The 18,268-nt window shown below is 73.7% G+C and carries 18 protein-coding genes and 7 tRNA genes; 12 read left to right on the top strand and 13 right to left on the bottom strand.

Annotation, left to right across the window (positions count from 1 at the left end; translation table 11 throughout):
* Positions 1–293: 293 nt before the first annotated feature.
* Both cobA and ACGFYY_RS14900 read left to right on the top strand, forming a co-directional pair.
* Positions 294–1,538: a uroporphyrinogen-III C-methyltransferase gene (cobA, locus tag ACGFYY_RS14905; RefSeq protein WP_365279862.1), complete on the top strand. Its 1,245-nt coding sequence runs from the start codon at positions 294–296 to the stop codon at positions 1,536–1,538.
* A gap of 42 nt (positions 1,539–1,580) precedes the next feature.
* Entirely contained in the window at positions 1,581–2,399 is an 819-nt protein-coding gene (locus tag ACGFYY_RS14900; RefSeq protein WP_030765610.1) for an RNA methyltransferase, read from the top strand.
* A 47-nt stretch (positions 2,400–2,446) separates the two neighbouring features.
* Here the strand turns inward: ACGFYY_RS14900 and ACGFYY_RS14895 are convergent, their stop codons facing one another.
* A complete protein-coding gene (locus ACGFYY_RS14895) occupies positions 2,447–3,661 on the bottom strand; it encodes a protein kinase (protein WP_393709454.1) in 1,215 nt (404 codons plus the stop codon).
* Positions 3,662–4,188: 527 nt separating this feature from the next.
* Here ACGFYY_RS14895 and ACGFYY_RS14890 point away from each other — a divergent pair.
* Entirely contained in the window at positions 4,189–4,398 is a 210-nt protein-coding gene (locus tag ACGFYY_RS14890; RefSeq protein ID WP_393709588.1) for a hypothetical protein, read from the top strand.
* Between the two features lie 252 nt (positions 4,399–4,650).
* On the opposite strand, the gene ACGFYY_RS14885 is transcribed toward ACGFYY_RS14890, so the two are convergent.
* The 5 genes from ACGFYY_RS14885 to ACGFYY_RS14865 all read right to left on the bottom strand — a co-directional run bounded on the left by ACGFYY_RS14885 (position 4,651) and on the right by ACGFYY_RS14865 (position 5,126).
* A tRNA-Val gene (locus ACGFYY_RS14885) sits at positions 4,651–4,725 on the bottom strand.
* Positions 4,726–4,776: 51 nt separating this feature from the next.
* Positions 4,777–4,848, bottom strand: a tRNA-Val gene (locus ACGFYY_RS14880).
* A 19-nt stretch (positions 4,849–4,867) separates the two neighbouring features.
* Positions 4,868–4,939: transfer RNA gene (locus ACGFYY_RS14875), tRNA-Val, on the bottom strand.
* Between the two features lies 1 nt (position 4,940).
* Positions 4,941–5,014 (bottom strand) — tRNA-Cys (locus tag ACGFYY_RS14870).
* Positions 5,015–5,053: 39 nt separating this feature from the next.
* Positions 5,054–5,126 (bottom strand) — tRNA-Gly (locus ACGFYY_RS14865).
* Positions 5,127–5,306: 180 nt separating this feature from the next.
* Here ACGFYY_RS14865 and ACGFYY_RS14860 point away from each other — a divergent pair.
* The 3 genes from ACGFYY_RS14860 (at position 5,307) to ACGFYY_RS14850 (ending at position 8,115) form a co-directional block, all read left to right on the top strand.
* On the top strand, positions 5,307–6,392 hold the full coding sequence (locus ACGFYY_RS14860; RefSeq protein ID WP_365279856.1) for a chorismate-binding protein: 1,086 nt from the start codon (positions 5,307–5,309) through the stop codon (positions 6,390–6,392).
* Positions 6,389–7,210, top strand: a complete 822-nt coding sequence (locus ACGFYY_RS14855) for an aminotransferase class IV (protein WP_393709451.1) — start codon at positions 6,389–6,391, stop codon at positions 7,208–7,210. Before ACGFYY_RS14860 ends, ACGFYY_RS14855 begins: the two co-directional genes overlap by 4 nt.
* An 80-nt stretch (positions 7,211–7,290) precedes the next feature.
* Positions 7,291–8,115: a GNAT family N-acetyltransferase gene (locus ACGFYY_RS14850; protein ID WP_393709449.1), complete on the top strand. Its 825-nt coding sequence runs from the start codon at positions 7,291–7,293 to the stop codon at positions 8,113–8,115.
* A 15-nt stretch (positions 8,116–8,130) separates the two neighbouring features.
* Here the strand turns inward: ACGFYY_RS14850 and ACGFYY_RS14845 are convergent, their stop codons facing one another.
* On the bottom strand, positions 8,131–8,640 hold the full coding sequence (locus tag ACGFYY_RS14845; protein ID WP_365279847.1) for a DsbA family protein: 510 nt from the start codon (positions 8,638–8,640) through the stop codon (positions 8,131–8,133).
* A 208-nt stretch (positions 8,641–8,848) separates the two neighbouring features.
* Between ACGFYY_RS14845 and ACGFYY_RS14840 the strand changes: the two genes are divergently transcribed.
* Positions 8,849–9,292, top strand: a complete 444-nt coding sequence (locus tag ACGFYY_RS14840; RefSeq protein ID WP_393709446.1) for a hypothetical protein — start codon at positions 8,849–8,851, stop codon at positions 9,290–9,292.
* Between the two features lie 248 nt (positions 9,293–9,540).
* Here the strand turns inward: ACGFYY_RS14840 and ACGFYY_RS14835 are convergent, their stop codons facing one another.
* Positions 9,541–10,161: a CGNR zinc finger domain-containing protein gene (locus ACGFYY_RS14835; RefSeq protein WP_393709444.1), complete on the bottom strand. Its 621-nt coding sequence runs from the start codon at positions 10,159–10,161 to the stop codon at positions 9,541–9,543.
* 198 nt (positions 10,162–10,359) lie between these two features.
* Positions 10,360–10,773 (bottom strand): SsgA family sporulation/cell division regulator, encoded by a 414-nt coding sequence (locus ACGFYY_RS14830; RefSeq protein ID WP_030011909.1) that lies wholly within the window; start codon positions 10,771–10,773, stop codon positions 10,360–10,362.
* A gap of 177 nt (positions 10,774–10,950) precedes the next feature.
* On the opposite strand from ACGFYY_RS14830, the gene ACGFYY_RS14825 reads away from it, so the two are divergent.
* Together ACGFYY_RS14825 and ACGFYY_RS14820 are read left to right on the top strand one after the other, a co-directional pair.
* A complete protein-coding gene (locus ACGFYY_RS14825) occupies positions 10,951–11,433 on the top strand; it encodes a TIGR02611 family protein (RefSeq protein WP_365279838.1) in 483 nt (160 codons plus the stop codon).
* Between the two features lie 47 nt (positions 11,434–11,480).
* Positions 11,481–11,552 (top strand) — tRNA-Val (locus ACGFYY_RS14820).
* A 69-nt stretch (positions 11,553–11,621) separates the two neighbouring features.
* Here the strand turns inward: ACGFYY_RS14820 and ACGFYY_RS14815 are convergent.
* Positions 11,622–13,961 (bottom strand): SCO7613 C-terminal domain-containing membrane protein, encoded by a 2,340-nt coding sequence (locus ACGFYY_RS14815; protein WP_393709442.1) that lies wholly within the window; start codon positions 13,959–13,961, stop codon positions 11,622–11,624.
* A gap of 151 nt (positions 13,962–14,112) precedes the next feature.
* On the opposite strand from ACGFYY_RS14815, the gene ACGFYY_RS14810 reads away from it, so the two are divergent.
* Positions 14,113–14,184, top strand: a tRNA-Val gene (locus ACGFYY_RS14810).
* Between the two features lie 71 nt (positions 14,185–14,255).
* Here the strand turns inward: ACGFYY_RS14810 and ACGFYY_RS14805 are convergent.
* On the bottom strand, positions 14,256–14,981 hold the full coding sequence (locus ACGFYY_RS14805) for a 3'-5' exonuclease (RefSeq protein ID WP_314249589.1): 726 nt from the start codon (positions 14,979–14,981) through the stop codon (positions 14,256–14,258).
* 203 nt (positions 14,982–15,184) lie between these two features.
* Between ACGFYY_RS14805 and ACGFYY_RS14800 the strand changes: the two genes are divergently transcribed.
* Both ACGFYY_RS14800 and ACGFYY_RS14795 read left to right on the top strand, forming a co-directional pair.
* Positions 15,185–15,763, top strand: coding sequence for a DUF4365 domain-containing protein (locus ACGFYY_RS14800; protein ID WP_393709439.1), 579 nt, complete (start codon positions 15,185–15,187; stop codon positions 15,761–15,763).
* Positions 15,763–17,010 (top strand): hypothetical protein, encoded by a 1,248-nt coding sequence (locus tag ACGFYY_RS14795; RefSeq protein ID WP_393709437.1) that lies wholly within the window; start codon positions 15,763–15,765, stop codon positions 17,008–17,010. Before ACGFYY_RS14800 ends, ACGFYY_RS14795 begins: the two co-directional genes overlap by 1 nt.
* A gap of 109 nt (positions 17,011–17,119) precedes the next feature.
* On the opposite strand, the gene ACGFYY_RS14790 is transcribed toward ACGFYY_RS14795, so the two are convergent.
* Entirely contained in the window at positions 17,120–17,626 is a 507-nt protein-coding gene (locus tag ACGFYY_RS14790) for a DUF4232 domain-containing protein (protein ID WP_365269156.1), read from the bottom strand.
* Positions 17,627–17,636: 10 nt separating this feature from the next.
* On the bottom strand, positions 17,637–18,146 hold the full coding sequence (locus ACGFYY_RS14785; protein ID WP_393709434.1) for a GNAT family N-acetyltransferase: 510 nt from the start codon (positions 18,144–18,146) through the stop codon (positions 17,637–17,639).
* Positions 18,147–18,268: the final 122 nt, after the last annotated feature.

Genomic DNA, 18,268 nt, shown 5'->3' with positions numbered 1-18,268 from the left:
CGGCCGAGGAGACCTGCCGGAAGGGCATCGCCCACCGCGAAGCCCCCGGCCGTCCCGGAGCAGGCCTGCCGCGGGCGAAGCGTCCCGCCCCCCGCCCGCGCGCCGGAAGCCCGCGCGGGGGTGACCCGGACCCGCCGAGCGACCCCGCAGGGGTCGGGCGCAGCCCCGTCCGCACCTCGGGACGGGCCGCGCCGTATGGTGGACCCGCACCGGATTACCGCACGTCAGTACACCGCCGCTCCAGCGCCGCAGCGGCACGCAAGAGCACCGCCGCCTTCAGGAGCCGCACCGCCATGGCCGACACCCCCGCGTACCCCGTAGGACTCCGTCTCGCCGGCCGCCGTGTCGTCGTCATCGGCGGCGGACAGGTCGCGCAGCGCCGCCTTCCCGCGCTCATCGCGGCCGGCGCCGACGTCCTGCTCATCTCGCCCTCCGCCACGCCCTCCGTGGACGCCATGGCCGAGACCGGCGAGATCCGTTGGGAGCGCCGCCGCTACCAGGAGGGCGACCTCGCCGACGCCTGGTACGCGCTGATCGCCACCCAGAACCGCGAGGACAACGAGCGCGCCTCCGCCGAGGCCGAGCGCGAGCGCGTCTGGTGCGTGCGCGCCGACGACGCCTCCGCCGCCACCGCCTGGACCCCCGCGACCGGCCGCATCGAGGGGGTCACCGTCGCCGTGCTGACCGGCAACGACCCCCGCCGTTCCGCGGCCGTCCGTGACGCCGTCGTCGAAGGCCTGCGCGACGGCACCCTCACCGCTCCCACCCACCGGCACAAGGCCGGCCCCGGCGTGGCGCTCGTCGGCGGCGGCCCGGGCGACCCGGACCTGATCACCGTGCGCGGCCGCCGGCTCCTCGCCGAGGCCGACGTGGTCATCGCCGACCGACTCGGCCCCCGCGACCTGCTCGACGAACTTCCGCCGCACGTCGAGGTCATCGACGCCGCGAAGATCCCGTACGGCCGGTTCATGGCCCAGGAGGCCATCAACAACGCCCTGATCGAGCACGCCAAGGCCGGCAAGGCCGTGGTCCGACTCAAGGGCGGGGACCCGTACGTCTTCGGCCGCGGCATGGAGGAGCTCCAGGCCCTCGCCGAGGCCGGCATCCCCTGCACCGTCGTTCCCGGTATCTCCAGCTCCATCTCGGTGCCCGGCGCCGTCGGCATCCCGGTCACCCACCGCGGTGTGGCGCACGAGTTCACCGTGGTCAGCGGCCACGTCGGCCCCGACGACGCGCGCTCGCTCGTGGACTGGGCCTCCCTCGCCAAGCTCACCGGCACCCTGGTGATCCTGATGGGCGTCGACAAGATCGGCCTGATCGCCGAGGCGCTGGTGCGCCACGGTCGCAGCGCGGACACCCCGGTCGCGGTGATCCAGGAGGGCACCACCGCCACCCAGCGCCGGGTGGACGCCACCTTGGCCACGGTCGGCGAGACCGTACGCGCCGAAGAGGTCCGCCCGCCGGCCGTCATCGTCATCGGCGAGGTCGTCCGCGTGAACGGGCCGGGCGACCGCACCCTCCCCGCCACCGGCGCCTGACAGGCCGTTGGCACCGCACCCCGGACAAGGCAGTATCACCCTGTGGCTGATCTCATCACCGTCAACGACCCCGACGACCCGCGCCTGCGCGACTACACGGGCCTGACCGACGTCGAACTCCGGCGCAGGCGCGAGCCCGCGGAAGGCCTTTTCATCGCCGAGGGCGAGAAGGTCATCAGACGCGCCAAGGACGCCGGGTACGAGATGCGCTCGATGCTGCTCTCCGCCAAGTGGGTCGACGTCATGCGCGACGTCATCGACGAACTCCCGGCACCGGTCTACGCCGTGAGTCCCGAGCTCGCCGAGCGCGTCACCGGCTACCACGTGCACCGCGGGGCCCTGGCCTCCATGCAGCGCAAGCCGCTGCCCACGGCCGAGGAACTGCTGTCCACCACCCGGCGGGTGGTCGTCATGGAAGCGGTCAACGACCACACCAACATCGGGGCCATCTTCCGCAGCGCCGCCGCCCTCGGCATGGACGCGGTGCTGCTGTCACCGGACTGCGCGGACCCGCTCTACCGCCGCTCGGTGAAGGTGTCCATGGGGGCGGTGTTCTCCGTGCCGTACGCCCGCCTGGAGGCCTGGCCGAAGAGCCTCGACTCGGTGCGTGAGGCGGGCTTCAAGCTGCTCGCCCTCACCCCGCACGAGAAGGCCACGCCGATCGACGTGGCCGCGCCGCAGTCCCTGGAACGGGTCGCGCTGATGCTCGGGGCCGAGGGCGACGGACTGTCCACGCCCGCGCTGGTCGCCGCCGACGAGTGGGTGCGGATCCCCATGGCGCACGGCGTGGACTCGCTGAACGTGGGCGCGGCGGCCGCGGTCGCCTTCTACGCGGTGGCCCAGGGCCGCGCCGCGCAGTAGCGACGCCCTGGCTCGCACCCGGGGCCAAGGCCGGGCTACGGCCGGGGCTACAGCTTCTGGGCCGCCGCGATGCCCAGCGCCACGATCAGCGTCACCACGACGAACACGATCAGCCGCTGCCGCATCAGCTTCGGATCCGGCCGGGAGGGCCGCCGTCCCGTCCCCGTCGTCCTGGGGGCCGGACGGCCGCCCGTACGCCCCGAGGTCGGCCGGGAGGACGGGCCGCCGGGGTGCTGCGGGTTGCGGGAGGACGAGGGCCGCGAGTGCGGACCGCTCGGGGTGCCGTCCTGGGCCCTGGGCGTGGTGCCGCCGGTGCGACGCTCGGGACGCCGGCCCGGGTACTCCTCGGCCGCGCCGCCGATCCGCTCCGCCTCGGGGAGCCGCCCGGTCGGCCGCTCCACCCGGGCCCGCTGGGCCGGCGGGCGCCCGTCGGAGAGCCCCTGCGCCTCGCGGGCCGCGATCTCCTTGAGCCGCATCGACAGCTGGAGCGTGCTGGGCCGCTCCTCGGGGTCCTTGGCGAGGCAGGCCCGCACCAGGGGCGCCAGCGCGTCCGGCACGCCCTGGAGGTGCGGCTCCTCGTGCACCACGCGGTACAGCATGACCTCGGAACTGCCGTGCCCGAAGGGCGAGTCGGCGGTGGCCGCGTAGGCCAGCGTGGCGCCGAGGGCGAAGACGTCGGTGGCCGGGGTGACGGCGGCGCCGCGTACCTGCTCGGGTGCGAGGAACCCGGGGGAGCCGACAGCCGTACCCACATGGGTGAGGGTGCTCGCGCCGGTGGCCCAGGCGATGCCGAAGTCGATGATCCGCGGACCCTTCGGCGACAGCAGGATGTTCGAGGGCTTGAGGTCCCGGTGGACGACCCCCGCCTCGTGGACGGCGACCAGGCCCTCGGAGAGCGCGGCACCCACGGCGGCGATCTGCGCGGCCGTCAGGGGGCCTTCCTCGGCCACCTTGTCGTGCAGCGAGGGGCCGGGTACGTACTGGGTCGCGAACCAGGGGCGCTCGGCCTCCAGGTCCGCCGCCACCAGGCGTGCCGTGCAGCCGCCCCGGATCCGCCGGGCGGCGGACACCTCGCGGGCGAACCGCGAGCGGAACTCCTGGTCCTCGGCCAGGTCCGGCCGGATGACCTTGAGCGCGACACGCTGTCCGCGCCGGTCCGATCCCAGGTAGACCACGCCCATGCCGCCGGCGCCGAGCCGCCGGTGCAGTCTGAACGAGCCGACGACACGCGGGTCCTCGCGCCGGAGCCGCATCATCGCCATGTCCACCCCGCTGACCGGTCGTCCTGTTGACGTGGCACAGCTTACGGACCATCCGGCATGCGTGCTCAGAGGCCGCGCCCTCGCCGGGGGATTCGATCGTCAGTGCGGCACAGCACACGTGAGGGGGCGCCCGCGCTGCCGGCCGGACGTTCCACCGGGGCCGCCCACCCGGCCAAACGCCCTTTGCGGCAAGGGGATTGGAGCCCCGGAGCAGGTGCGGGCCCGCCCCGGGGCGACCGCGGGTGACTCCCGGCCGAGTCGATCTTGCCGGCGGCCGGTGGACGGACACGCGGCCACAGGGAGTGACGCAAGTGAGCGAAGTCACTACCCTCCGGTCATCCCCTCCGGGAAGTCCCCCACAACGGGGGTGCGGTCTCCACCCAGGGGAGTACACGGGGGAGGCCCCGTCATCCTCCTGGAGGCCCGGCAATGGGTACGAGGGCATGAGGCCAGGAGCCGCCCACCCGCCTAGTGTTGAAGACAAGCGGCGGGTGGCGCACTCGTCCCCCGAGGTCACGAGCCCGCCGCTGCCAGACGACAGGGAGAGGACCATGGCGGACATCGCACGGCACGGGCGCAAGGCATTCGCGTTCAACGGCCACGAGTCCGGTACCCGCCACCCCTTGGTGGCCGCGGCCATGGTGCTCCCCCTGGCCGCCCTGCTGCTCTTCCTCTTCGGAGGCTTCGATCAGCTGGCGGCACAGGCGTCGTCCGTAGGCGTGATGCTGGGGCGCTGAGCGGCGCCCCAGGTCCGGGAGAGCGGCCCGGACCGGGACATCGGCCTGTCGAACCCCGTGGGGACGGGGGAGCGACGGACGGACGGCAGTGAAGGGTGCTGCCCGTACGACTGGGGAGTCGGACGGGCAGCACCCTTTTCGATGCGCCTCGACCTTTCCTGCCCGCTCACTCGTGCGCGGCCCACTCGTGCACGGCCCACTCGTGCGGGGGAACGCGAAAGCCCCGACCGCAGGACGGTCGGGGCTTTCCGATGGTGCGCGATACTGGGATTGAACCAGTGACCTCTTCCGTGTCAGGGAAGCGCTCTCCCGCTGAGCTAATCGCGCGGGCTCCACGGCTCGAAAGCCGCAGGTGAAACAGGTGATGCTGGTGCTGCGTGCGCGATACTGGGATTGAACCAGTGACCTCTTCCGTGTCAGGGAAGCGCTCTCCCGCTGAGCTAATCGCGCGGGGATCCTTGCGGATCAGTGGACGATACTGGGATTGAACCAGTGACCTCTTCCGTGTCAGGGAAGCGCTCTCCCGCTGAGCTAATCGTCCTTGGAGGTGGAGACGGGATTTGAACCCGTGTAGACGGCTTTGCAGGCCGTTGCCTCGCCTCTCGGCCACTCCACCATGGAGCTGTAGGGGTTCTCGGGAAGATCCCCCACTTCGAGCGGACGACGAGACTCGAACTCGCGACATCCACCTTGGCAAGGTGGTGCTCTACCAACTGAGCTACGTCCGCAGGTCACCGTGTTCGCTCCGGGGTTTTTCCCCTTCGCTCCCTGGCGACGTGTTGAACTCTAGCGGATTACCGGGCCAGCTCAAAAACGCGTTTCCGCAGCGTGCTGCCGCTCGATCACCACAGGTCACCCTGCCGTCACCGCACCGGCGCCGTGTCGTCACCGGTCATAGACTCGCAGCCGTGCACGACCTGCCTCCCATGGCCCGCTTCGGCGGCCTCCTCGCGACCGACCTCCGAGACGTCACCGGCGACCCCGCCGCCCTCGACTCCACCGGCTTCTGGGCGGTGTCCGCCGACTTCGAGGGACGGCTCGTCTGCGCGCGCTTCGGCGACGTCCGCCGCGTGCCCGTCCCCGCGCCCGTTCCGGGCGCCTGGCACGGACCCGACGCCGACCGGTGGACCTCCTCCCTCGACCGCGCCGCGTACGTGGCCGGCGTACGGCGCGTCCGTGAGCACATCGCCGCGGGTGAGGTCTACCAGGCCAACCTCTGCCGGGTGATGTCCGCGCCGTTGCCCCATCCCGACCGCGCCGACGTCGACGCGCTCACCGCGCTCCTCGCGCGCGGCAACCCCGCACCCTTCGCAGGAACGATTCGCCTGGCCGCCCACGGCGTCGAGATCGCCACCGCCTCCCCCGAGCTCTTCCTACGCCGCTCCGGACGGCACATCGAGTCCGGTCCCATCAAGGGGACCGGCCGCACCGTCCACGACCTGCTCCCCAAGGACCACGCCGAGAACGTGATGATCGTGGACCTCGTGCGCAACGACCTCGGCCGGGTCTGTGCGACGGGCTCCGTCGCCGTCCCCGAGCTGTGCGCCGTCGAGGAGCACCCGGGCCTGGTCCACCTCGTCTCCATCGTGAGCGGCGAACTCGCCGACGGCGCCGGCTGGCCCGAGCTGCTCGCCGCCACCTTCCCGCCCGGTTCGGTCACAGGCGCCCCCAAGTCCTCCGCCCTGCGGATCATCGAAGCCCTGGAGACCGCCCCGCGCGGCCCCTACTGCGGAGGCATCGGCTGGGTCGACGCGGACCGGGGTACCGCCGAGCTGGCCGTCGGTATCCGTACATTCTGGATCGACCGCGAGGCCGCCGGTGGCCCCCGCCTGCTCTTCGGCACCGGAGCGGGCATCACGTGGGGCTCCGACCCCGATCGCGAATGGGCGGAGACCGAACTCAAGGCCGCCCGGCTCCTGCGGGTGGCCATGGGCCACGAGGTGAGCGGCGGCACGCAGGGGACGAACGACACGATCGGAAGGACCGCACCATGAAGATCTGGCTCGACGGAGCCCTGACCGAGGTGGACAGCGCGAAGGTGTCCGTCCTCGACCACGGCCTGACCGTGGGCGACGGCGTCTTCGAGACGCTGAAGGCGGAGCGCGGCCGCGCCTTCGCGCTCACCCGGCACTTGGAAAGGCTCACCCGCTCGGCCCGGGGCCTGGGCCTGCCGGACCCCGACCTCGACGAGGTCCGCCGCGCCTGCGCCGCCGTACTGGAGGCCAACCCGCTGGAGCACGGGCGGTTGCGCGTCACCTACACCGGTGGTGTCTCCCCCCTCGGCTCCGACCGCGGAGACGCCGGAACCACCCTGATCGCCGCCGTCGCCGACTCCCCCCGCCGCCCGGACACCACCGCCGTGGTCACGGTGCCCTGGGTCCGCAACGAACGCTCCGCCGTGGCCGGGCTGAAGACGACCTCGTACGCCGAGAACGTGGTCGCCCTCGCCGCCGCGCACCGGGCCGGGGCCTCCGAGGCGCTCCTCGCCAACACGCTCGGCCGCCTCTGCGAGGGCACCGGCTCCAACGTCTTCGTCGTACTCGACGGAGAACTGCACACCCCGCCGCTCGCCTCCGGCTGCCTCGCCGGCATCACCCGGGCCTTGATCGTCGACTGGGCCGGCGCCAAGGAGACCGACCTGCCCTTCGAGGTGCTCGAGCGGGCCGAGGAGGTCTTCGTGACCTCCTCGCTGCGTGACGCCCAGGCGGTGTCGCGGATCGACGACCGCGAACTGGGCTCCGCCCCCGGACCGGTCACGGCCGAGGTGATGCGGATCTTCGAGGTGATGGCGGGCTCGGACCTCGACCCGTAGGGCGACCGGGACCGGAACGGGGGCGGCTTGCGCCGGAGGAGGGCTGTCGCGGCGGCCGGGGGAGGGGTAGAACTCAAGGGATGACCACCACCCTGCGGCCGTCCGGGCCGCTCCAGCACACGGCGGACGGCGCACGCTCGCGCCCGTACGAGATCCGGGTCAACAGCAGGCGGGTCGGCGCCCTGCTGATCGCCTCCGACACCCCCTTCGGGCCGACGGTCGGCGAGATCCGCGACCTCTCCGTCGAACAGGGCGACCGGCGGCGGGGGAGGGCCACCGTCGCCGCGCTCGCCGCCGAGGAGGTGCTGCGCGGCTGGGGCTGCCGCCGGGTCCGCGTGTCGGTCCCGGCGGACTCGGAAGCCGGCCTGTGCATGGCCGAGGCCCTCGGGTACACCGAGTACAGCCGGAACATGGTCAAGGACCTGCCGGCCGAGCCCCCCGCCCTCCCCGAGGAGGTGCGCGGCCGCCCCATGACGGACACCGAGTACGAGGTCTGGTACGCCGGGACCGTCGAGGCCTACGCCGCGAACTGGAGGAGCCGTGGCATGCCGGCCGAGGCCGCCCGTGCCAAATCGGTGGCCGACCACGAGAGCCTGCTGCCCGAGGGCCTGGCCACCCCCGGAGCCACCTTCGTCGTCCTGGAGGCGGGCGAGGGGCCCGTCGGCCACGTGTGGCTCGCGCCGCGCGGGGAGGGCGCGTACATCTACGACATCGAGGTCCGGGCCGAGCACCGAGGGCGCGGGCACGGCCGCCACCTGATGGCGCTCGCCGAGCGCGCCGCACTCGCCGCCGGCCACCGTTCGCTGGCGCTCCAGGTCTTCACCGACAACACCCCGGCCCTGCGGTTGTACGTCTCCCTCGGCTACCGGCCCACCAACTTCAACTACGCCAAGGACCTCGTGTAGGGCGTGTCCTTCGGATCAGGCCGACTCGCCGGCGTCCGCGAGCAGGCGGTCGGCGATCTCCTCGATCCGGGCGCGCAGGCCGTCCTGGCTCTTGCCGCCGTCGAGGCGCTGCCCGTCGATCACGTACGTCGGGGTGCCGGTCACGCCGATCGCCTTGCCCTCGGCCTGGTCGGCGTCGACGATCAGGATGTGCCGACCGTCGATCAGGGCCGTGTCGAACTCCTCGATGTCGAGCCCCAGTTCACGCGCCACGTCCAGCAGGACCGGCTCGCCGCGCTCGGCCAGCTCCGCGGTGCGCGCCAGCACCGCCTCCGCGTAGGGCCAGCCCTGGCCCTGCTCGACGGCCTCCTCGGCGGCCTGGGCCGCGGCGAAGGAGTGCTTGTGCTTCTCCAGGGGGAAGTGGCGCAGCCGGATGTCCAGCCGGTCGCCGTAGCGGGCCCGCAGGGCGCGTACGTCGTCCAGGGCGCGGTGGCAGTCCGGGCACTGCAGTTCGCACCAGACGTCGAGGATCACGGAATCGGTCATACGGACAGTCTCCCAGCCCGCACCCGCCCCACCGACCGGGGCCGGGACGGTGACCTCGGCCGAGCGACCTGGACCCAGGGAGGAGGCGCGACCCGGAGATGTCCCGGAGATCCGTCCGGGGGCGGGCCGGAACCTGGCCGCCGCGGCGGCGGCCGGTGCAGGATGGATAGGGACAGATCGCCGAGCCGCCGAGAGTCCGGAGGACCGCATGCTTGCCGAGACCATTTGCTCCGCGGTGTCAGTGGCGGGCCTGGGCATCGCCGCGGTCACCGCCTACCGCAAACGCTTCCTGGCCGCCGCGCGGATCACCGCGTACGCGCTGGTGCCGGTCGCCCTGGTGATGACGGGGTTCGTGGACTGGGTGTCCGGGATGGTCTTCGACCCGACCGTCTGGGCCGGTTTCGGACTGCTGGGGCTGTCCTGGGTGCTCTTCATGACCACCCGGGCCATCGAGCGCCGCGGCCTGCCGGAGGTCGGGGAGTCCGGGAAGCCGGCGAAGAAGGTCAAGGGGAGCCCGGCCGCCGGGGCCGTCGCCCCGGGTGCCTCCGCCCCGTCCCTGGGCACGGCCAAGGCCGGTTCGCAGGCGCAGCCCGCCGCCCCCACGGACGACTTCTCCGACATCGAGGCCATCCTCAAGAAGCACGGGATCTGACCCCGGGAACCGAACCCGGACCGGAGCACGCGATCCGGGCCGGACCGGCCAGGTCGGCCATCGTCCACAAGATCGAGCGAACTCCCGCGCGGATGTTGGCGTGTTGAGGGCCGGTGTGTGGCGCGCTGCGCCATCATCGCCCCGACATGTTCGACACATCGCACCATGACCCGCCGGTACCCGCCCCTGTGGTGGAGGAGCCGCGAGGGTGTCTCTTCGCGCTCTCCCAGCCACCCCTGATGATCTTCCTAGCGGTGATCGGCATCCTGCTGCTGCTCGCCGCCGTGCACGACCTGTTCATGCTCTGACGCCTCCGCGTCGGCCTCCTTGCGCCGGGCCCGGTACGCCGCCACGTGCAGCCGGTTCCCGCAGGTCCGGCTGTCGCAGTAGCGCCGGGACCGGTTGCGCGACAGGTCGACGAAGGCGCGCCTGCAGTCCGGGGCCTCGCAGCGGCGCAGCCGTTCCTGCTCGCCGGAGACCACGATGAAGGCCAGTGCCATGCCGCCGTCGGCCGCCAGGTGGTCACCCACCGACGCGCCGGGCGCGAAGTAGTGCACGTGCCAGTCGTAGCCGTCGTGGTCGGTCAGCTGCGGAGTGGTGCCCGCCGTGGCCACGAGCTCGTTGATCAGTATGGAAGCCGCACGCGGGTTCGGGGAGGCGAAGACCTGCGCGAACTTCCCGCGGACCGTCCGGACGCCGGCCAGGTCGCGGGCGCTGAGCTCGCCGACGTCGCTGATCGAGTACTCCTGGACGAATCCGCGCAGCGCACCGATGTCCGAGAGTCCGTCGGGCTGGTCGGCCTCGGCCGCGGTGTTCACCAGCGCGACGACGACGTCGAGCGCGCGACGGGTGTCGTGGGGGATCTGCACGGGGTCTCCCTCAGGGGCCGGGCCTGCGACGACGGGGGCCGTCGCCGCTGCCGCCCGACAATAGCGGGTCGCGCAGAGCACACCGGCGCCGTCCTCGCGGGTGGCTTCCGCGGGAACAGCGCCGGCACTGCCGTATGTGGTTGTCCGCCCCGCACCGTCGCCCCGAGTCGGACGGTGTCGAGCGGCTGTAGGCCTGGCTCAGCTTTCGGCCAGGATGTGGGAGAGCTCCTTGTCGAGGTCGAAGTGCCGGTGTTCGGTCCCGGGTGGAACCGCGGCGTCCGTCCGCTTGAGGAACGACTCGAGTGCTCGGGCGGGTGCTTCGAGCAGTGCTTCTCCCTCCGGTGAGCTCAGGGCGATGCAGACGACGCCCTGACCGTGGCTGCGGGACGGCCAGACGCGGACGTCGCCGGTACCGGTGGGCCGGTGGAGGCCCTCCGCGAGGAGGTCGCGGGCGAACACCCATTCGACCGTTTCCTCGGCGCCGGTGTGGAAGGTGGCGTGCACGGCGTAGGGGTCGGCCGTGTCATACCGCAGGCCCGCGGGAACAGGCAGTGAGGACTCGCTCGACACAACGAGGCGCAGGTGCAGCTCGCAGCTGACCGTGGTGTTCATAAGCGCCAGGGCCTTTCGCTCAGTGTGCGCTCGGGGATTCGCACGTCGGCGAAATCGACATGCCACCTACGGTGCCGTTGTAAACCCCTCTGACCGTTTTGCGGACCTCTGGGTCCCTCGGACGGCGGATCCAAACCCGCATTCCCGTGTGCATCGAGCTCCGGTAGATTCGGGTCCATGAATACGGGGAGTGACCGCGGAACCCACGGGTCCGCCGCTGAAGAGGCCGCCACGGAAGCCGCCGCCGGATCCACCGCGGAAGCCGGCACCGAGGCCGCCGAGGAGACGCCGCACGTGTCGAAGGCTCCGGCCTTCATCAAGCGGAACAGGAGCCTGCACCTGAGCTGGCAGGTCGGCGTCTTCATCGTCGGCCTCGCGGTCATCGGTGCGGGCGTCGCCATGCTCGTACTGCCCGGACCGGGCTGGGTCGCGATCTTCGCGGGCCTGGCGATCTGGGCCACCGAGTTCGCCTGGGCCCACCTCGTGCTGCGCTGGACGAAGCGGAAGGTGACCGAGGCGGCACAGAAGGCGCTCGACCCGAAGGTCCGCCGCCGCAACATCATCCTGACCAGCGTGGGCCTCGTCATCGCGGGCGCGCTGATCGGTTTCTACCTCTGGAAGTACGGGCTCGTCCTGCCCTGGAGCCTCAAGGACCAGTGATGGTCAGGGAGCACCGCTGACATGCGGTAATGTTTGCGGTGCGTCCGGGGCGATTAGCTCAGTGGGAGAGCACTTCGTTCACACCGAAGGGGTCACTGGTTCGAACCCAGTATCGCCCACCCGGACCAGAGGCCCGGAGACTTCACCGTCTCCGGGCCTCTGGCGTTCCCCCGGTCGCCGGAGACCGTCTACCGCAGTCGGCCGATCGCGGCCCGCAGCCTGCGGGCATCGCGCAGCCGCCGCTCGTACGTCGCCCCCACCGCCAGCAGCAGCAGGCCCGCCAGGGCCGGCGGCACCCAGCGCGGGAGCGCACCCGCGACCTGCACCACGTACGGGGCCAGCTCGTGCACCGCCACCGCCGCGAGCACGGCCCCGCCGAGCAGGAGCGGGGCCTGCAACCGCCGCCGGGCGCCCAGCAGGGTCACCACCAGCGCGGCCACCCCCAGCAGCAGCGGGCGCGGCCACCCCGGGTCCCCCCAGGCCGCCACCAGGCTCGGCAGCAGCGTCGCCGCCAGGCCCGGGCCGTACGCCGTCCAGGACGAGGCCCCCGGGTCCCTGCGCCGCCGCAGCAGCCCCACCACCAGCGCGGGCACCGTCACCGGCAGCGTGTAGGCCTCCGGCGCACTCACCCCGGCCTCGGCCAGTCGCACCCAGGTCGCCGCCGCGAGCAGCGCCCCCGCCGCCCAGCCCAGCACCCGCCGCTCCGGCCGCACCGCGGCGCCCGCGCAGATCACCCCGGCCAGGGCCAGGACCAGCGCCAGGGTTCCGGCCCGGCCGGCCGACAGGCCCAGCGCCAGGACGCCCGCCACCGCCGCCGCGATCTCGACCGGCAGCCGGACCTCGCCGAGCCGCGGCCCGAGCGCCGCCGCCAGTGCCGGAACCGCGAGGACCGGCAGCGCCCACCAGACCACCGCCAGGTCCGACACCGCGCCCGCCGCCACCAGCACACCCGTGGTGTACCCGACCGCGCACACCGCCGCCCCGGACCGCACCGCCTTCGGAGCGGGCCCGTACGCCGCTCCCGCCGCGCAGCCCGCGCCCAGCAGCCCCCACACCGCGAAGGTCGCCGCCCGGCCGTCCAGCGCGCCCAGGGACACGTTCGCGGCGCCGACCAGCGCGCACACCGCCGCCGCGATCCGGACCCCGCGCTCCGGGGAGCGCAGGGCGAGGACCCCCGCCGCGCCCGCAACCGCGAACTGCGCGGCGAACACCGCCGCCACCGGGAACCCGAGCAGCACCGGGGCCGTGAACAGCCCCGCCCAGGCCAGGACCACCGCCACCACCGTGGGCTCCGGCCGCGACAGGGCCCGCGCCGTCCACCGGGCCGCCCCCGCCGCGATCAGCAGGATCAGCACGACCGCCACCCCCGACCCGTACGGATCCCGGTCCGGCGTCGTCGCCGCCCACACCTCACCCAGCACCCGCAGCCGCGCCACCAGGGCCGTGGCCGCCGCGACACCGGCCGCCGGCGCCGCCAGGGACGCCACCGCGGCCCCGGCCAGGGCCACCCCGCGCCGGACCGCCGCCGGGAGCGCGGGGACCCTTACGGCCGCCAGCAGCGGCAGCGCGAGCAGCAGGTGCGCCAGCACCGTCCAGGCCGGGTCCAGGACCGGTCGGGCCACCCCGCCCAGGCCGGCCACCGCCGCCAGGGCCCCCACCAGCGCCGCGGCCGAGGCCCGCGGCTCCCGCCAGGCGGCCGCCGCCCCGAGGGCCGCGCCCGCCAGCAGCAGCGCCGCCGGGGCCACGGCCGCCGCCGCGGAACCCGCCGACCAGGACTGGGCCACTCCGATCAGCAGCGCCCCGGCGGCGCTCACGGCGGCCGGGATCGCCACCCACCCGGCCCGCAGGGCGAGCGCCGCGTCCAGCGCCGCCGTCGCCAGCAGCGCCCAGCCGAGCGCCTGCGGATCCGGCCGCACGGCCAGCGCCGCCAGCGGCAGCGCGAACTGCGCCGCCAGCACCGCGGCCGGCAGCGGGAGCCGCAGCGTGCGCAGCCCCGAGCCGTAACCGGCCCACGCGGCCGCCAGCACGGCCGCCGCCCCCGCCGCGTAACCGGTGCCGTTCACGTCCGGCATGCCGACCGCGTGGAGCGCGTAGGCGTCGAGCACCGTCAGCAGCAGGCCGAGCGCCGCGACCGACTCCGCCGTCGACCGCAGCCCGCGGCGCAGCAGGAGCACCGGCGCGCCCAGCGCCGCCGCCGTCACCGCGGCGAGCACCGCCGAGCGTCCGGCGATCCCCATCGAGCCCCAGCTGACCAGCGTGAACGCGAGCGCGGCGACCGCCAGCAGCACCGCGCCCAGGGTGAGCAGCACGTTCTGCGCGCTCGGGGCGGAGGCCTCCCGCGCGGGTCCGGCGGGCCCGGCGGACACCGCGGGCCCCCAGCGGACGGGGGCGGGGCCGGACCCGGGCTGGAGCAGCAGACGCAGCAACCAGTCCCGACGGCCCAGCAGATACACCCGCCGGGCATCGAGTTGAGCCAGCTCGCGATCGATGAGCGCCAGCTCTTCGGCGGGCGGCAGAGGCGTGTTCATATCCGGAGTGTGGCGGCGGTCACGCAGTCAGGACATGGGTGTGCGTACTCAGATGTGCCCTGAGTAGGTACCCGGCACGCGGCCCGCGGGTCCCCTCGGGGGAAGCGGTTTGAACCAGCCCCGAGCCTTCTGTATTGTTCGGTGCGTTCCCGGGCGATTAGCTCAGCGGGAGAGCACTTCGTTCACACCGAAGGGGTCACTGGTTCGATCCCAGTATCGCCCACCGGGACAGGCCGGTCCGTCATCGACGGACCGGCCTTCCGCATGCTCGGGCCTCCGCGAACTCCTGCCGACCTACGCGGCCGTCGACAGGTCCGGCCGGAGCGGCCAGTGCGGATCCACCGCCTCCGGTGTCCCCTGACGCGCGAACCACGCCTGCAGGCCCCGTGCCTGCGCCGCGTGCCACACCGCCTGCAGCGTGTGCAGCTCGGCCGGCGTCAACCGCTCCAGCCGGGCCGCGAACCGCCGCCCCACCGCCCGGACCAGCTCCAGCGACGCCATCGCGTCCGCCGCCGCGTCGTGCGCGCCCTCCAGCTCGATCCCGTAGTGCGCGCACAGGTCGGTCAGCGTCCGGCGACCCTTGCGGTACCGGTCCAGGTGCTTGTCCAGCACCCGCGGGTCCAGCACCGTCAACGGCCGGTTGTCCAGGTACCGCGACAGCGAGGACGCCCGGTGCCGGCGCAACTCCCGGTCCAGCAGCGTCAGATCGAACGGTGCGTTCATCACCACCACCGGCCGGCCGGCCACCTGCTGCTCCCCGAGCGCCCGGGCTATCTCCTCCACCACCGGCGCCGGCCAGCGCCCGTGACGCTGCAGGTGCTCGTCGGTCAGCCCGTGCACTTCCGTGGCCCCCGGGGGCACCGGGATGCCGGGATTGACCAGCCAGCGCGTGGTGCGGACCCGGCCGCCCGCACACTCCTGGACGATGAGCGCGGCGGACACGATCCGGTCCTGCTCGACGTCCACCCCGGTGGTCTCCGTGTCGAATGCGGCCAGCGGGCCCTCGTACCAGCGTGTCATGGCGAACTCCTCGTCCCCGAGCGGCGGGTGGAGCTTCCTGAACACATGACCCCCGCCGCATCGGTGATACCCGGGCTGTTTGCCCCGTACGCCGTTTGCGGGCGGTCGGGTGCGGAGACAACTTCCTTGGGGGACCGTACGTATGACCGGTCGTCACCCAGCACCGCTCGCGGCAGAGCCCGCAAGGCACGGGGGAGCCGGCCATGGCGCTCACACAGCCCGAACCGGGCGGGATGCTGCACGAGGGGACAGGTCCGGGGACCGGACCCCTGCGCGGCACGCTCGCCACCACCGCCTGCATGGAGACCCTCCAGGTGGGATACCTGCACGCCGTCGCGGCCGCCGCGGGGTGCTCGCTCTCCCAGCCCTTCCCCGACAACGGCATCGACTGGCACGTCTCCCACGGAGCGCCCGAACACGTCGTCGACGACGAGGTCACCATCAAGGTGCAGCTCAAGGCGACCTACCAGATACCGCCGCGGCCGGCCGGAGCCACCTTCGGCTTCACCCTCGACAACGAGCACCTGGTGAAGCTGGCCCGGACACCCGTCGCCGTCCACAAGATCCTCGTCGTGATGCTCGTACCGAGGCAGCGCGACCAGTGGCTCGCCGCCGGACACGACCGGCTCGACCTGAGGCACTGCTGCTACTGGACCAACCTCGCCGGACACCCCGTGACCGGCCGGCGCCGGACCACCGTACGGATTCCGACCACGCGGATCTTCGACGACCGTGCGCTGTGCGAGATCATGACCCGGGTCGGGTCGGGAGGGACACCCTGATGAACCCGCACTCACCGCACCTCGAACCGCTCCCGTCCCAGTCCCCGCGCCCGTCCCCGCGCCCATCCCCGTCCCCGTCCCCGCAGTACACCCCGGGCGGTCCCGATCCCGCGCAGGTCGACCCGCAGGTCCTGGGGGCGCTGCTGCACCGCCACGGATGGCTGCGACGCGGCGGCGCGGCCGGCCGGTACGGCCGCTGGACCCCGCCCGGCCGCTCGGGCACCAGCCTGCTCGTCCCGGAGAGCCGCGCCTTCCCCGACTGCGCGGACCTGCTGGACGAGGCGCTCACCGCCCTCGCGCACAGCGGCCTGCCCTCGGCCCGGGAGGTGCTCCTCGGGCTGAGCGTGCCCAGCGACGAGATCCGCTGGGAGCGGGAGATCCCGGAGGGCCCCTACGGGTACCGGGGCGAGGCGGCCTGGCCCGTACAGGAACAGCTGCGCTCGGCCGCCCGCCGGCTGCTGCTCGCGGGGGCCCTCGCCGACCGCGCCCGGGCCGGGTACTACGGGGCCCGGCACCAGGCGCAGGCCGAACGCACCCTGGACGGGGTCCTGGTGGGACCCTCCCCGGGCGGGCGCCGACTGACCGCGTACGTACCGGTGGACGGAGGCCGGGGACCCGTGACCCGGCTGCACCACGCGCTGCACGCGGCCCGCGAGGCGGTGGACTACCGGCGGGCCACCGGCGGCATGGACGCCTTCGACGCGGCGGTGGCCGCCGGGGTCAGCCGGGAACTCGCCGAGGCGCTCATCGCCCTGGTCCGGGGTACCGAGGGAGCCCGCGTCGCCCTCGCCTGGGCGCCGGCGGCCGGGGTCCCGGCGGGCTGCGCGGCCCGCCCCGAGCCGGTGGAGTTCTCCCCGGGCGACCTGCCCGTGCTGCGCGAGGCCGCCGCCCGCTACACCCGCGCGGAACCCGCCGTACCGGTCCGGCTCGCCGGGGCCGTGGTGCGGATGCGCCGCAAGGCCGCCGGGGGCGGCGGGACCGTACGACTGCGGGTGCTGGCCGGGGCGGAGGTCCCGTACGTCCGGGCGGCCCTCGACGAGGAGGCGTACCGCATCGCGGGCCACGCCCACCTCGTGGGCCTGCCGGTCCGGGTCACGGGCCGCCTGCAACGTCGGGGAGGTTTCCGGCGGCTGTCCGACGCGGCGGACGTGACACCGGTACCGATGGACGAGGTCGAGCGGGATCGGCTGATGAAGTCCCTGGACGCGGCCTTCGACCCGGAGGACGTCCTGCCGTCCGACGACTAGGCCGTCTCTTCCGGATCTTGCCGGGCTCGCGGTCGGTCGGTTCAGGCGACCGGCGAGAGGTGGTGCGCGAAACCCGGGTCCGGGGCTTCGTGCAGGTGCGTGACTGCCCTCAGCGGGAGCGGAAGGCGGTGGCGCGGACCGTGTCGCCGCACAGGGCGAACCGGCCGCCGTCCGAGGGGGCCACCTGGAAGCCCATGCCCGCGATGCCGACCACCAGCGAGGGCGCGACGGTCGGATCGGCGCCGGAGGCGCAGTAGCCGTCCGCCTCGCCCAGGACCGGGGTGAAGGTCAGGACCGTCGAGGCGGTACCGCCCTGGGCCAGCAGCACCGGCCGGGCCTCGCCCCGGGGGATGACGCGCAGCGGCTTGTTGCGGTCCGGGGAGCCCTGGCCCGCGGGCGCCACCGTCGGGAAGCCCCGCAGCTCACAGGCCGGGCCGTTGTTGACCACCGTGAACCGCACCCTGCCGGAGTCCGTCCGGTCCGCACCGGTGGCCGAGAGCTGGTCCCCGGTGCACGCGGCGACGGGCGCCGCCGCCGCGGGGGTGCCGACGAGCATTCCGCCCGCCAGCAGGGCCGTCGCGGCGCCCAGGGCAGCCGCCTTCCTGGTCACTCTCATGGGTGTCACCTCATGCCAGGTCGGAAGATCCCCTTCCACCTTCCCACGGGGTGCCCTCGGCGGCCCGGCCGAAGGAAGCCATGGTCAGCCCCGGGACGGGGGAGAAATCCGGCCCGCGGGTGAAGCCCATGCGTGCGTACAGGGCCACCGCGGGGGCGTTGGCCGCTCCCGTCGTGACCTCGACCGGGCGGCCCGGGAACAGCTCCGTCAGGGCGTGGCGCAGCAGCAGTGACGCGACACCCCGCCGGAACCAGGCCGGGTCCACGCACAACCGGTCTATGGAGACGCCGCCGCCGGGCTCGGACGCCCACGCGAGGAAGCCGGCCGGTGCGCCGCCCCCGAGGAAGGCACCCACCCAGCCGAGGTCGGCGGCCCGCATCTCGGCGAGGCTCTCACCCAAGGCCGGGATGCCGTGGAAGCCGATCAGCTCCGCCTCCACCGTGTACGCGGCCAGACCGATCCGGTGCACGGCCGCCGCAGTGGCATCGTCGCTCAGGTCCAGTTCACGTATGTCGGGCATGCGGGCCACGCTACCGGGGGGTTCACGCCGACAGGCCCGGAGTTCCGGGCCGGGCGGTAACCGTTTAGCGGCGCGGCCACTCCGCTCGGTACGATTCAGGCGCGCGGCATTCGCCCGCGCAC

The organism is Streptomyces sp. NPDC048331 (assembly GCF_043201215.1).
Classification (GTDB): domain Bacteria; phylum Actinomycetota; class Actinomycetes; order Streptomycetales; family Streptomycetaceae; genus Streptomyces.
The sequence above is the reverse complement of the archived record's forward strand: the minus strand, read 5'-3'. Positions and strand labels throughout refer to the sequence as shown.